The organism is Arthrobacter sp. Dra40, from assembly GCF_059091905.1.
Map to the genome: position 1 here is coordinate 135,395 of NZ_JBNHHB010000003.1, position 14,451 is coordinate 149,845.

General features: G+C 66.4%; 8 protein-coding genes. 3 read left to right on the top strand and 5 right to left on the bottom strand.

The window, feature by feature from the left end; all coding sequences use genetic code 11:
* Positions 1-4: 4 nt before the first annotated feature.
* On the bottom strand, positions 5-976 hold the full coding sequence (locus AC5RWT_RS03035; protein WP_494079080.1) for an AAA family ATPase: 972 nt from the start codon (positions 974-976) through the stop codon (positions 5-7).
* Between the two features lie 99 nt (positions 977-1,075).
* Positions 1,076-7,165: an Ig-like domain-containing protein gene (locus tag AC5RWT_RS03040; RefSeq protein ID WP_494079081.1), complete on the bottom strand. Its 6,090-nt coding sequence runs from the start codon at positions 7,163-7,165 to the stop codon at positions 1,076-1,078.
* A 782-nt stretch (positions 7,166-7,947) separates the two neighbouring features.
* Between AC5RWT_RS03040 and AC5RWT_RS03045 the strand changes: the two genes are divergently transcribed.
* Positions 7,948-9,483, top strand: coding sequence for an HNH endonuclease (locus AC5RWT_RS03045; protein ID WP_494079082.1), 1,536 nt, complete (start codon positions 7,948-7,950; stop codon positions 9,481-9,483).
* Here the strand turns inward: AC5RWT_RS03045 and AC5RWT_RS03050 are convergent.
* The 3 genes from AC5RWT_RS03050 to AC5RWT_RS03060 form a co-directional block, all read right to left on the bottom strand.
* Positions 9,480-10,547: an adenylate/guanylate cyclase domain-containing protein gene (locus tag AC5RWT_RS03050; RefSeq protein ID WP_494079115.1), complete on the bottom strand. Its 1,068-nt coding sequence runs from the start codon at positions 10,545-10,547 to the stop codon at positions 9,480-9,482. The two genes, AC5RWT_RS03045 and AC5RWT_RS03050, sit on opposite strands and share 4 nt — an antisense overlap.
* Positions 10,548-10,817: 270 nt before the next feature.
* A complete protein-coding gene (locus AC5RWT_RS03055; protein WP_494079083.1) occupies positions 10,818-11,372 on the bottom strand; it encodes a PH domain-containing protein in 555 nt (184 codons plus the stop codon).
* A gap of 42 nt (positions 11,373-11,414) precedes the next feature.
* Positions 11,415-12,302 (bottom strand): biotin--[acetyl-CoA-carboxylase] ligase, encoded by an 888-nt coding sequence (locus tag AC5RWT_RS03060; protein WP_494079084.1) that lies wholly within the window; start codon positions 12,300-12,302, stop codon positions 11,415-11,417.
* Between the two features lie 287 nt (positions 12,303-12,589).
* On the opposite strand from AC5RWT_RS03060, the gene AC5RWT_RS03065 reads away from it, so the two are divergent.
* Together AC5RWT_RS03065 and AC5RWT_RS03070 are read left to right on the top strand one after the other, a co-directional pair.
* The gene (locus AC5RWT_RS03065) at positions 12,590-14,185 is read left to right on the top strand and encodes an acyl-CoA carboxylase subunit beta (RefSeq protein WP_494079085.1); all 1,596 of its coding nucleotides are present in this window, start codon (positions 12,590-12,592) and stop codon (positions 14,183-14,185) included.
* Positions 14,182-14,451 carry an acyl-CoA carboxylase epsilon subunit gene (locus AC5RWT_RS03070; protein WP_494079086.1) on the top strand — a complete coding sequence of 90 codons (270 nt, stop codon included), beginning with the start codon at positions 14,182-14,184 and terminating at the stop codon, positions 14,449-14,451. The genes AC5RWT_RS03065 and AC5RWT_RS03070 overlap by 4 nt, the downstream gene beginning before the upstream one ends.

Here is a 14,451-nt window from a genome sequence, read left to right on the forward strand (position 1 = left end):
GGCCTTAGACCGTCACCCGCTGTTGCGGGGCCGGCACGTCGGCCAGCACCCGGGACATCACGGCCTCCGGCGTGGCGCCGGCGAACTCCGCCTCAGGGTCCATCACGAACCGGTGGTTCCAGACCACCGGCGCCAGTTCCTTGACGTCGTCCGGCAGCACGAAGTTCCTGCCCTGGGACGCGGCCCAGACCTTGGCCGCACGGACCATGGCCAGGGCACCGCGGACGCTCACACCCAGGCGCGACTCGGAAGCATTGCGGGTTTCCTCGCAGAGGTGCGAGACGTACTCCAGCACCGAGGTGTCCACATGGTTGGTGGCCGCCAGATCCGCCATGTCCCGCACTGCTTGCGGCGTGATGATCGGCGTCAGGGCCGCGGACCGGTCACGGGTACTCGCGCCGCCCAGCAGTTCCACCATCGATGCCCGGTCTGGATAACCGATTGACGTTTTGATCAGGAAGCGGTCCAGCTGGGCTTCCGGCAGCCGGTACGTGCCGGCCTGCTCGATCGGGTTCTGCGTCGCGATGACCATGAAGGGCCTTCCGGCGTCGTAGGTCACGCCGTCCACCGTCACCCGGCCCTCTTCCATCACTTCCAGCAGCGCCGACTGGGTCTTCGGCGAGGCACGGTTGATCTCGTCCGCCAGCACCACCGTGGCGAAGATCGGGCCCTTATGGAACTCGAACTTCTGCGTCTTCTGGTCATAGATCGTGATGCCCGTGACGTCCGACGGCAGCAGGTCCGGCGTGAACTGAATGCGCGAGTTCGAACCCTGCACCGTGGCGGACAGCGACCGGGCCAGCATCGTCTTGCCCGTGCCCGGAGCATCCTCCAGCAGCACATGCCCCTCGGCCAGCATGGCGGTGAGCACCAACCGCACCACCTGGTTCTTGCCCAGCACCGCCTGGCCCACATTGGCGGCCAGCTTCTCAAACGTCTCGGCGAACCACTCGGCCTGCTCGGAAGTCATCGTCATGCTGTTCTCGGTCTCTCTTCGGTCGTGCATCGGTGTCAAAAGCCTTCAGTTACTTTACGGAGGGGCGGACATGGGCTACAGCCAAGGCCGTCGGAGCGGCTAGCACCTATCCATCCCCGCCGGAGCTGAATTGGCCAGATGCCCGTTGGTCCCCGCCTCACGAACATGCAGACCCTTGACGACCATGTTGTGGTTCTGCGGTTGGCCACCGCCGATCTGCTTGTACCACTTTCCGCTGCTCCACTGGACGTAGCACTTGACGACGATGTCGCTGCCCCAGATCGCCCAGTGGTCGCCGGCGCATTTGCCGTTGTTGAAGTTGTCGCTGCTGCCGTTGGCATTCTCCATGCAGGTCCGGTTGCCGTTGCCTAGGTCTGTGCCGCCACCGCCAACGGTGACTGTCCACTCAGTCTTCGGCGGCGGCGGAGGCGGCGGAGCATCGCCGGACCTAGCACTGGTGGAGGCAACAGCCCCCGCTTTGCCCTGCGAGTTCAGCGACCGTGCATCGAACGTGACTTGCTTGTTGTATGCACCCGTGTTGACCGTCTTGCTGCCCGAATTCGCCACCTTCTCCCAGGAACCTCCGTTGACACGGATCTGAATCTGGGCCACGTCATGGCTGCCCACCGCTGGCTGGCTCCAGCTGAATGCGACGCTTTGCTGTTCGGCGGCTCCATTCTGCCCGGAGACGCTCGGCGTGCCTGGAGCGCCGTGCGGCGTCGCATTGCCGGATGCCGCGCTCGGCGCACTCGAGTAGCTCGCGCCGTCGCTGTTGGCCACGGAGGTGATGCGGACGTTGACGGCCTTGCCGTTGGTGAAGCCGCCCACCTGCTGGCCATTCGAGATGGCCATGGTCTGCCCGTCGCTGAAGATAGCCCGGTAGCTGACTTCGCCGGCTTGGGCGCCGTTGCGCTGCGCGGCGGTCAGCTCGTTGAAGGACACCGTCACCGATCGGCCAGCGCCGCCGGTCTGTGCTTCCTTCAGGGCAACACCCGTCGGCGCATCCGGCGCGCCGACCGCCCGCCGAGCATTGGACTGGGTGCTGGCCTCGCCTGAGCCGGCCTTGTTCCGCGCCGTGACGGAGTAGGTGTAGGCGGTCTCCGAGTTAGGCGCCGTCACCGTCTGCGAGGTCGCGTTCACCGCAGGGAAGGTCCGGGTCAGCTTCCCGCCTTGGTATTCGCGCACAGTGTAGTCAAGGATCTCGCCGCCGTTGTTGGACGGTGCCGCCCAGCTCACCTTCAACTGGCTCTGGTCGCCCACAGACTTGACGCGCTCGGTAGCCGGCGCGGTGGGGGCGGCCGGTGGCCCGGCGGGCACTTCCGACGCCGAGTAGGCGCTGAACTCGCTGGGCTCCGGAGCCCGGTTGTGCGCCTGCACGCGGACCTCGTAGGCCTGGCCGTTTTCCAGCCCCTCCCACGTGTAGCTAGTCCCGGCCAGGCCGGTCTTCTGCAGCTGGCCGTTCGGCGGCGCCGGCGAGATCTCCAACGTGTAGCTCTCGATCGCAGAGCCCTCGTTGTCCGGCGCGGTCCAGGAGACGTTCAGGGACTTGTCGCCGAACTTCAGCTGCGGTGCCGCCGGCGTTGCGGGCCGCACGTCCGGCCGCGCCACCGCGGACTCCGCGGACGGATCGGACGTGCCCACGCTGTTCTCCGCCGTCACCGTGAAGGTGTATTCGACGTCGTTCTTCAAGCCGGTCAGCGTGCACGTGGTGGTCGCGCACTGCTGGCTGAATCCCCCACCGACGGCATTCACGGTGTATCCGGTGATCTGGTCACCATTGTCGCTCGGCGCTGTCCAGGACAGCACCACGCTTTGGTTGCGGACCGAATCCACCAGCGGCGTGCTGGGCGTTTCCGGCCGACCCTTGACTACCAGCGAGATGTTCGCCGTTGCCTGTCGGCTGCCCTCGCGGGTCTTGTCCTCCACCGCGTATTCAACATTCATGGTTCCGGAGAAATCTGCACCGGGCGTCACAATGATCCGCTCGCCGTCGATTTCGGCTGTGCCCCCGTTGCTGGGTACCGCGCGGACAATTGCAAGCGGCGTTTCCGGGAACGGATTGACGTCGTTGGCCAGCACGTCCACCGGCAACGCTTCGCCCTGCACCGCGTCCGGCACCTCGTCGTCGTTGGCCACCGGCAGCGGCCGTGTGGACGCGGTCGCTTGAACCGTCACGCGGCTGCTCACCTTGTCCGAGCGGCCGTCGGTGACGGAGAAATTGACGACGCCGGTGGCGCCCGTTTCGATCTCGGCTTCCGCCGCCACGCGCAGCACGCTGCCCTCAAGGCTGACGTCGAATCCTTCCGGCGTCCCGCCTTCGACGGCAAACTCCAGCTTCTCCGTGTCCTCCGGGTTCGGGTCGCTGGCCAGCGGGCGCAGGTCGTAGCTCACGGCGTCTTCGGCCTTGGCGACCTCCAGCGTGCCGGTGGTCAGTTCCGGCGGGAAATTCCGGTCCGCGTCCGGAATCACCTTGGTCATGATGGTGAGCGTGGACTTCAGCCCCTCCGGGTCATCGGGTCCCGAACCATCGGTCACCTCGAACGTGATGGAGCCGCGGCCGGCATAGTCGATGTCCGCCTTGTAGCTGAGCGTGCTCTCGTCGGCCATCCACTCGTCGTCGCTGGTGCCGATCGCGCGGATGTTCGCCGCCTCGGTGATCCGCGCCGTGCGACCCGGCCGGACCTCCACCAGTTCGGTCAGGTCCAGCTGCAGTTCCTCACCCGCGGTCACGTCCTTCGGGGTGCTGTCCCGCAGCACCGGGTATTGCTCGCCCAGCGGCGGCACCCAGATGACGGCGGTGGCCTGCAGCCCGTCCACGTCCCGAACCGTATATGGGATCAGCTGCACGTCCTCGGTCAGTTCCACGTTGACCTGGCCGTCGGCAACCGTGCGCGCCGTCGGGTAGTCGCCGTCAACGATGACTTCGAGCTCCTTGGCCACTCCGTCGGGATCCTCGTCGTTCTCCAGCACGGGGACGTCGACGCCGGTGCGCCCCTTGATGTCGGCCGATTCCACCCGATCATCGCGGGCCAGCGGCGCCTGCAGCGGGGCGTCCTCGTCCACTTGGACGGTCACCGTTCCCACGGCCGAGCCGCCGCGGTCGTCGCCCACGGTGTACCGCGCGTTGACCGTGCCTTCCTCGGCCGGAGTTGTCAGATAGACGCGGCCGTCTTCGGCCTTGGCCGAAATCGACTCGGGCGTGCCGACTATTTTGTCGGCGTCCAGCTGGAGCGCGTCGCCGTCCGGATCCGAATCGTTCTTGAGCACGTCGACCGCCACCGTCCGGCCCGGCCGGATCTCGATCCCGTCGTCGAGCGCCACCGGATTCTGGTTGCTGTCCTGGGCCGGGGCAATGCCCACCCGGACGGTGGCGGTATTGACCGCACCCAGCCGGTCCTTGACCCGGTAAGTGAATCCGTCAGTCCCGGCGCCCTGTGCCGACGCCGTGTATTCGATGTAGTTCGGTCCGGCCACGGCCGCGCCCTGTTCGGGCGCATTGTCGACACCCATCAGGTACACGGAGTCGCCGTCGGGATCAATGCCGTTGAGCGGGATCTGGATCCTCACGGTGGACCCGGCGATGGCCCGGGCTTCCAGGCTCTTGGGAGCAGGCTGGGAATTCGATGCATCGTCGCGCGGGATGATGTTAATTCGCAGCTGGGCGGAGTCCTTCTGGCCGGCACCGTCGGTCACCTCGTAGACCGCGAACACGGTTTTCGCCTGTTGCCCTGCAATGAAGCGCACGGTGTTCTCGGCCGTAAAGATGCGGCCGTCGGCAGGATCCGGGGTCTCCGGAAGTTCGTCCGCCAATTTCAGCGTTTTGCCGTTGGGATGGGTGTCGTTCGCCAGCACGTCCACGGTCACCACATCGCCTGCACGCACGGTGGCGGTATCGGCTTCGGCCTGCGGCGGTAGCAGCTTGTCTTGTTCGTCCACGGCGATCACGCTGACCTCGCCCGTGGCCGAGGCGGTGCCGTTGGAGACGGTGTAGCCGATGGTGGTCTGCTGATGCAGGCCCTTCACATCCGAAATGCGCAGGATGTTGTGGTCCAGCACTTCGACGGCGACCGGCGCGCCGTTCGCTTGCACCGAGGTAACTACCAAGACGCCGCCGGCCGGGTCGGCGTCGTTGGCCAGCACATCCACCAGCACCTGGCCGTTCTGCGGCAGCAGGGCCACATCCCGCACAGCCACCGGAGCGCCGTTGCCGTTGTCCTCGGTCGCATCGATCCGGATCAGGCCGGTGGTGCTGGACGGGCCGTTGGTGACCAGATAGGTGAAGTAGTGCGCGCCCGCCTGATCCGCCGTGAACTTGACCGTGCCGGCGTCATAGTCCGGCACAATCGCCGCGTTGGCGGCGGAGCCGGTCTTGGCCAGCCTCAGTTCGCCGCCGTTCGGGTCCTGGTCGTTCTTCAGTGGGGCAATCTGGATTTCCTGGCCCACGGTCGCGGAAAAATGATCGGCGTTGGCCAGCGGCGGCAGCGCGCCGGGCGGCCGGACGTCGAAAACCACCACCTCTTCGGTGGTTTCGGAACCATCCGACACCCGGACCGTCACGTCCTTCTTGCCGAAGGTCTTGCCCACGTCCTGGAAGGTCAGCAGCCCGTCGGGCCGGGTGCGGACCAGGTCGCCGTCTGTGGTGTTGTCCGCTTCCTCCAGAAACAAGTCGTCGCCATCCGGGTCGATCCAGTCGCTGAGGATGTTCTGGCTGATTTCGCGGCCCTGTTCCACCAGGATGGTGGTCTTCCGCTTCGGTTCCGGCGGCAGGTTGCTGCCCTCGGCGCGAACATCGATGGCCACCAGGGCGGTATCGGTGCCGCCGCGGCCGTCGTCGACTTCATAGCTAAAGGTGTGCCGGCCGGGAGACGCGTCCCCGTTGACCAGGATCTGCAGGCCGGTGCTGTCGTAGATTCCCTGTACCTCGCCGATGCCGGGACCGTCGCCGCTGAGGCGGGCGGTGAGCACATCGCCGTCGGGATCGGAATCATTGTCCAGAATGGTCAGCGTGGTGGTGCGGCCCGCCCGGACGCCGAACGTGTCATCCTGCGCCACCGGCGGCTGGTTCTCTTCGGTCCGGTCGGGCAGCGTGTTGACCGGGTTTTCGTCCGCCGAGTCCTCTTCGTCCTCTTCGTTCTCCTGCTCCGGCGGGATCAGATCGCTCCAGTTGTCCACCAACTGCATGTTTTCGAGCACCAGCCAGACGTTGCCGGCGTTCACGTCATTGAGCACCACCACGTCCCGGTTCACCCGGAACACGAGCGACGCGTTGGCGCCGATCCCCTGGATCGGCTGGGCGAGATCATCGGCGTCGTTGCCACAGTCGCGCAGATAGTGGTTGATCCCCGCCCACGCCGCGTGCAGGCAACCCGCCAGCTGGACCGGGGCCGCCGGCGTTCCGGTGCCTTCCATCGGCAGGATTTCGGCGTCCGAACCGTTCAACGGCTGCTTGATCAGCGCGGATTCGGTTGCCACCGCCACAAACGGGCTCTCGTCGCCGCTTTGTTGCAACGCCCCGCCGCGGGTGTCCGGCAACGTGACCTCGCGGCCGCCCGGCAGCACCAGCAGGCCGGCCTCGGCGTCGAACACCACAGATTTTTCGCCCACGGCGGCTATCTGCAGGTCCCCGGCATCGGCCAGCGAGTCCACCCGATCGGCGCCTGTGCGTTCGGCTATGCCGTCTTCGTTGACCTGGAAGCGGACTACCTCGCCGGCGTCCGGATCGGCAACGAAGACGGTGTCCTGCTTCGATACCGTGGCCACGCTGCCCTTTGCATCGGTCAGCAGTGGCTCCGCCGTCTCCTCATTGAATGAGCCAAGCTCGTTGGCCGGGCTGATCCAGACCTGGCCCTTGACCGTATCGGTGATGGACAGCAGCTGATCGCCGAATGCCACCTGCGCGGTGCCCGGCAGCTGCTGCTCCGAGCCGCGTTCCATCTGCGCCACGTCCACCGGGCTCAGCATGGCCTGGTCCTGATTTTCCATGAACACCGTACCGGCGCTCTGCATGACATCGAAGCCGTCGCTGTTGGCCCGGAAGCCGCCGTCGAGCACCTGTGACTGGTAGTTCAGGTGACCCACCATGCCCTGGCCATTGTTGGTGACCCACACACCGCCGTCGTTCAAATCCACATCAGCTGTGGGGAAACCTTGGTAGTAGATGGCGCCGCCGACCACCAGGGCCGTGGCCACGGAGAAAGTTGTCGTCGATGCAAGCGTCTTCCGCCGCCGCGTCCGCCCCAACATTTTCCCCCGCAATGTCATTCTTCCTTTATTAGCCCACGCCGTTCGCTGTGCCCGGCCGCAGGCAACGACCCCACGCCGCGGGCACCGAAAGACGGCCCTTGGCATGCCAAGGGCCCTTACCGACTATTGCACGTATAACCAGCGGGCGTAAACCCGCTGCATGGGGAGGACTCCCCTGCCAGAACCTAGATCCATGCACGCCGGCGGTGCCCGCCGTTTGAGCGCCGCCTGATCTTCCCTTGTTGTTCCCCTGATGTTCCCCTGATCTTCCGCAGCGACTGTGGGTGGTGGCCACCGAGACTTCCCCGGACATCGCTTCACCTGTTCCCGCCCGTGTCGGCCTCCCGGACACCCGAGCCTCCCGGCCCCCGTCCACCCGAGCCTCCCCGGCCTCCCGCCGCCCGGGTCTTCCCGTGCCTGCCCGGCCCACTGTCCACCCGGGCCACCCCGGCATCCTGTCCTCCACAGGCTGCGCAGAGCGATAGTTGGCCACAACCGTAAAAGACTTTCCGAAACTGTCCGACCCGGCTTATACGCTGTTTTCAGTAGCAGTTCAGCACCAATCATTGGCCATCAGGTTGGGTCTCCTGATGGCGTCTGCGGGCTTTGTTCCGCGACCGTTCGTAGTCGATGCCGTGCCTATTTGGCGCGCTGAAGATTGAGACGCACTCATGTTTGATCCGGCACCAGCTGAACCTCCCAACGGGGCTCCGCCTGTTGGAGGTGGGATGCCCGCGGCCAACGGCCCGGCGGTGTCGTTGCCGCCGGTCGATCTTGCGGCGCCGGCGGCCGAGTTGGTGGACCAGATCACCGCACGGGAGGACGCCAAGGACGCGATCGCCGCGGAGCAGGCCAAACTCATGGTCGCCCTGGATCAGCGGATGCGGGCCGAGCGGGCCGCCAAGGGCGTCCCGGCCGCCCGGCAGGGCGAGGGTATCGCCAAGCAGGTCGGGTTGGCGCGCCGGGAGTCCCCGAACCAGGGCGCTTTGCTGCTGGGCCGGGCCAAGGTCCTGGTCAATCAGATGCCGCACACGCTCAAGGCACTCGAGGCGGGGTACCTGAACGAGCGGCGGGCGGCGATCCTGGTCAGTGAAACCGACTGCCTCGCCCCGGAGCACCGGGCGGCAGTGGATGAGGAACTGGCCGGGAACCCGGACCGGCTGCACGGGCTCGGGAACCGGCGGCTGGAGGCCGAAGCCAAACGCGCCGCCTACCGGCTGGACCCGCACGCGGTGGTGAAACGGGCCGCGAAGGCCGAAGCGGACCGGCATGTCTCCTCGAGGCCCGAACCAGACACCATGGTGTCCGTGAGGACGTTGCTGCCGGTGGTGCGGGGGGTCGCGATGATGGCCGCGCTGCGGCAGGAGGCGGACCGGCTGGCCAACGCCGGGGACCCCAGGACCCGGGGCCAGGTGATGGCCGATACCGTGTTTGAACGCGTCACCGGTCGCAGCACCACCGACCCTGCCAGCCTGGAAATCCAGATGGTGATGACCGACCGGACGATGCTGCAGGGCGAGAACGAACCGGCCTGGCTCACCGGTTACGGCATCGTCCCGGCCCAGTACGCCCGGGACCTGTTCCGCCTGCCCAAGGTCCCACCGGCAACACCCCAGCCCGGCGGTGGCGGCATCCCGCCGGGAACGAACCAGCCTGGCACGAGCCCGCCGGGAACCGGGCAGAAGGCGCCGCCGGCCGGAACCGAGCCGGGCTGGAAGACCGCCCGCGAGCAAGCCCAACAGGACAGGCTGCGGAACCTGAAAATCGGCGGCGTCGAGGACGTCTGGATCCGACGGCTGTATACCGCTCCCGGGGACGGGCAACTGCTGGGCATGGACTCGAAGGCCCGGAAGTTCCCCGACGGGATCCGGCGGATGGTCATGGCCCGGGACGCGATCTGCGCCGCTCCCTGGTGCGACGCCCCGATCCGGCACATCGACCACATCGTCGCCTGGTCCGAGGGCGGGCCCACCAACCTGGCCAACGGGCAGGGCCTGTGCGAGCGCTGCAACCACGCCAAGGAAGCCGACGGCTGGTTGACGAAACCCATCGACGGGCCACGCCACACCGCGGAAACGACCACCCCCACCGGCCACACCTACACCTCCACCGCACCACCCCTACCCGGCACGCCGTTCCACGAGCCCGCAGACCGAACCGAGCCAGCGGTCGCTAAAGCCAAGAAGGTGTTGGTCCGCCGGCGCAGGGCACAACTGGACCGCCAGCGCGTCCGGCGGCGCAAGCAATCGGCGGGCCGGCGCTAGTCGACGACCAGGCCCTTGCCGGTGCCGTGTGCCACGGTGACGGGGTTGACCTCGCCGAATCCGCGGACGGTGCGGACTTTCTGCGGGATGAGCACAAACCGCTCGTCGCCGGCGAGTGTCGACGCAGTGGTGGCGTCGACCAGCACGGTTCCGGGTTCGGCGAGTGTGGTCAATCGCGCGGCCAGGTTGACCGTGGGGCCATAGATATCACCGAGCCGGGAAAGGACCCTGCCCCACACCATGGCCACCCGCGCGGAGGGCAGCAGATCATCGTCGCCAATCGCCTTCGCCAACGCCAGCGAGATTTCAGCGCCGGCCTGCGGGGAGGAAGCGATGTAGAGGACTTCATCGCCGATGGTCTTCACCAGCCGGCCGCCGCCTACCGAAATGATCTCGGCACAACGGTTTTCAAAGCGCTGGACCAGTTGGGCGAGCGTCTTCTCGTTCATCTGGCGGGACAGGCTGGTGTAGGACACTAGGTCCGCGAAGCCCACGGCTCGCAACAAGGGCAGCGAGTCTTCGTCGTCCGCGCCGGTGCCGGCGCCCAGGCCGGCCTCGGCGCGCACTGTCAGGCGGGCCACCCCGGCATTAAGCTGGCGGCGGTAGGAGTAGACCAAGACCTTCTCCAAGGAGTCGATCAGGTTCGGCAGCTCGTGAACCAGCCGCTGGCGCGCCTGGGCGTCAGTGAGGCCCCGCTGGTGCACCATCTCTTCCACCAGGGCCTCGACCTGCCAGACCACCATGCGGTCGGTCATCTGTCCGACGGACCGGGTAATGGAAATGGCCGCCTCTTCGGTCAGGCGCTCCTCGCGGACCAAATCGATGATGGTGGTCAGGGCTTCCAAGTCGGCCTGGGTGAACGCGAGATCCTCATCCCCGAGGTTGGCGAAGCCGAGGGCGCGCCAGATCTTTCGGGCCGACAGCAGCGACACTCCGGCGCCGGCCGCCACTTCGCGGCGTTTCATGGTCCGTTCCGAGCCGAGCAGCCGGACTTCAAGGTCCTTGATCGCCTGCCGGTCCACCTTGCCGTTGGAGCCGCCGGCGGGAGCGGTCTGGGCGGGCATCGGCACGCGCGGCATGGACAACGTCAGCGGCTCGGGTTCGCCAGCCGGGTGTCCCCCGGTGGTACGTACGTCTTCCGGGACCGGATCGGCTTCCAAGATGGGTTCCGGGTCCTCCGGCCGGGTCTCTTCCAGCTCTTCGACCGGCTCGTCCGCGGCCGGCAGCGGTACTTCGCGGCGCAGCAGTTGGGGCAGCTCGGGATCACGCGGCACCGGTGGCCGGCGCGGTTCATCCTGCGCGCTGCTGATGTCCATCCTGTGCATCCTCCTCTATCAGCTGTCCCAGCTGTTCCACTCGGTTTCTGTTTCCATGTCTACACCATCGAACATGGCGGTGCGGGGCAGCCGCTCAATGGCCTCCACCACCAGGGTCCTGAACCGGAAGACCTCGGGTACGTCAACAATCCGGCTGGTCCGCCCGTGCCCCAAGTCGACCGTGAGGTTGCCGCTCCGCAGCGTCCGCTGAATGATCGACTGCTCGGTGTGCAGCTCGGCAATGTTCACCAGCAGCAGCTGACTCTCATGCCGCCGGCCCATTCCCCGACGCACGATGAGCCTCTTGCTGGTGAGCAGATACCGGGTACTGATCCAGCGCAGCAGCGGCAAGAGGAACAAGCGTGACAGCAGCGCCGCTACCACCACGGCCAGTCCGGCGAGCAGCAGCGGGTGCCACTCGACGATCCAGTCCGGCGGGTTGGAGCGACTCAGGTTTCCCAGCAGGTACGAGCCTGCACCCAGCACCAGCAGCGCGGCGACCACCGGCCAGGTCAGCTTCCGGGCCTGCGGCCGCGTCATGACAATCACGCGTTCCCCCGGATCCAGTTTCAACCGCAACGCGGCTCCCGGATCCGGTAGGGGGTCCAGGTCAACTTACGGGCCTTCGTGCGGCCGGAGGTGTACGACGTCGCCGGCCGCCACGACATGTTCGGTGCCTTCAGCATCACGGATCTTGACGGCACCGTAGGCGTCCAGGCCGAAAGCCTCGCCGATGATCTGTTTTCCGTTCGGAAGCTCGGCCCGCACCTGCTGTCCCAAGGTGACCATCACATCGCGCATCCGCGAGAGGAGGCTGGATCCGTCGTTCCATTCAGCCGCCGGATCGCCGTTGACATTGCAGAATTGCCGGTAGCGCTTCGCGAAGACCCGCACATAGGACATCAGCAGAATGTTCCGGTCCGTAGTCCGGCCCTTTTCGATCGCCACGCTGGTGGCCGTGGGAACGGGAAGCTCATGCCGGGAGAGCGTCACGTTCAGGCCAGTGCCGAGAACGACGGCGGGGGGTGACCCGTCGGGGTAATTGACGACTTGGGCCAGGATTCCGGCGATCTTTCGCCCGGAGACCAGTACGTCGTTAGGCCATTTGACCTCTGCCTTGAGCTGGGCATACTCTCCCAGCGCCTCCGCCAGTGAGGCGGCCGCCAGCAGCGAGAACCAGGCGTAGCTCTGGGTGGGCACGGGGCTGCCGGCGCGGTTGAAGGGCCGCAGCAGGATGCTCACGATCACCGACGAGCGGGCCGGGGCGGTCCATTGGCGTTCCAGCCTGCCGCGGCCTGCCGTTTGCTCCTCGGCTGCCAGGATGCTCAGGTCCGACCAGCCCACCTTGTCCGCCACCGCCCAAGCGGCCAGATCGGTATTGGTGGAGCCGGTGGATTCCACCAGTTCCAGCTTCCGGTACGGACCCAAGGGGGCACAGAGAGCGTCGCTGAGACCGTCCAAGTCCAGGGCCGGGCGGTCAACGTCGGAAAAACTCTGGCTCATGTGTTCCATCCTACTGATCGCAGGCTGCTGAGGGGCGGTGGGACGGGCCGCGATCCCTGTGGACTCCCACTGGCGACCTTTGAACGCGGCCGGTGGCCACCGTTATACGCGGGGTGGTGGCCAAAAGCAGCGGCGGCGAAATTGTAGGGTTCCTACAGCAGGCGTCCCGCTACTGCTCACTAGACTTGGTTCAGCGACGCGCCTGCGCCCTGCTGTTTTGTACGAAACCTACTTAACAGCCTGCAGGCCGCCAGCGTCCGACACCCTCGGCAGAATCCGGAGATTTCATGAGCCTCGACCAAGACCTTGACCTGCAGACCACTGCAGGCAAGATTGCGGACTTCCGCCGCCGCCAGGCAGAGTCCCTGCAGCCCTCCGGCGCCGAGGCGATCGAGAAGCAACATGCCCGCGGCAAGAACACCGCCCGGGAACGGATCGAGATGCTGGTGGACGAAGGATCCTTCGTCGAGTTCGACGCCTTGGCAACGCACCGGTCCACGGCCTTCGGAATGGAGAAAAAGAAGCCGCTCGGTGACGGCGTCGTCTCCGGTTACGGCACCGTGGACGGACGAATGGTGGGGTTGTACAGCCAAGATTTCTCCGTCTATGGCGGTTCGCTCTCCCAGGTCAACGGCGAGAAGATCGTAAAGGTGCAGGAATTCGCCCTGCGCAACGGTTGCCCCGTGATCGGCATCAACGACGGCGGCGGCGCCCGCATCCAGGAAGGCGTGGCATCCCTGGCGATGTTCGCGGATATCTTCCGCAACAACGTGGCCGCGTCCGGCGTTGTGCCCCAGATCTCGCTGATCATGGGTCCGTGCGCGGGCGGCGCCGCCTACTCTCCCGCCCTGACGGACTTTGTGGTCATGGTGGACAAGACCAGCCACATGTTCATCACCGGACCTGACGTGATTAAGACCGTTACCGGCGAAGAAGTGGACATGGAGACGCTGGGCGGAGCGCGCCAGCACAATGCCACCACCGGCACCTCCGCCTATCTGGCCGCCGATGAGTCGGATGCCATCGAATTTGTCCGTGAGCTCCTTGAATTCCTTCCCTCGAACAATCTGGCCGAGGCTCCTCCGCTTGATTTCGATGAAGAACTCGAGATCACCGATGACGACCTGACCCTGGATGAGCTGATCCCGGATTCGGCCAACCAGCCCTACGATATGCGGACCGTGATCGAGCACGTCGTCGACGACGGCAACTTCCTGGAGATGCAGTCCCTCTACGCGCCGAACGTGATCATCGGCTACGGCCGCGTCGAAGGACACACCGTCGGCATCGTGGCCAACCAGCCCATGCAGTTTGCCGGCACGTTGGACATCAACGCCTCGGAAAAGGCCGCCCGGTTCGTCCGTCACTGCGACGCATTCAATGTGCCGATCCTGACCTTGGTGGATGTGCCCGGCTTCCTACCCGGCAAGGACCAGGAGTTCAACGGCATCATCCGCCGTGGGGCCAAGCTGCTCTACGCCTACGCCGAGGCCACCGTGCCGAAGCTGACGGTCATCACCCGCAAGGCCTACGGCGGGGCGTACATCGTGATGGGCTCCAAGAAGCTCGGTGCCGACCTGAACCTGGCCTGGCCCACGGCGCAGATCGGCGTGATGGGTGCCCAAGGCGCCGTCAATATCCTCTACCGCCGTGACCTTGCGGCCGTGGCCGCGGATGGCGGCGACGTCGAGGCCCGCCGGCAGGAGATCATTGCGCAGTACGAGGAAGAGTTGCTCAACCCCTACCAAGCTGCCGAACTCGGTTATCTCGACGCGGTGATTGCGCCGTCGGAAACCCGTCTCCAAGTGGTCCGCGGATTGCGGGCGCTGCGCGACAAACGGGCGACCATGCCGCACAAGAAGCACGGGAACATTCCGCTATGAGCAACTGGTCAGAGGCCGCGGACGCGGCGGAAACATCCGATGGGTTCCAGCATGGCGACGCTGCCGTGCGGCAGCCGCCCCTGCTGACGGTGGCCAAGGGCAACCCGACGCCCGAGGAACTCGCCGCCCTGACCGCCGTCGTTGCCGCCCTCCAGTCCTCCGGGCAGGCCGGCACACCGTCGCGGCGGTCCAGGCGCCCCCGCCGGCCGCTGCTGCGGCCGTTCGTCTCGCATGGGCCCGGAGCGTGGCGGCACACCTTCCGCTAG

Coding starts and splice junctions, on each gene's coding strand:
- AC5RWT_RS03065 (WP_494079085.1), top strand. CDS start 12,590: ATGAGCCTCGACCAAGACCTTGACCTGCAGACCACTGCAGGCAAGATT.
- AC5RWT_RS03050 (WP_494079115.1), bottom strand. CDS start 10,547: ATGCCCGCCCAGACCGCTCCCGCCGGCGGCTCCAACGGCAAGGTGGAC.
- AC5RWT_RS03035 (WP_494079080.1), bottom strand. CDS start 976: ATGACGATGACTTCCGAGCAGGCCGAGTGGTTCGCCGAGACGTTTGAG.
- AC5RWT_RS03045 (WP_494079082.1), top strand. CDS start 7,948: ATGCCCGCGGCCAACGGCCCGGCGGTGTCGTTGCCGCCGGTCGATCTT.
- AC5RWT_RS03060 (WP_494079084.1), bottom strand. CDS start 12,302: ATGAGCCAGAGTTTTTCCGACGTTGACCGCCCGGCCCTGGACTTGGAC.
- AC5RWT_RS03070 (WP_494079086.1), top strand. CDS start 14,182: ATGAGCAACTGGTCAGAGGCCGCGGACGCGGCGGAAACATCCGATGGG.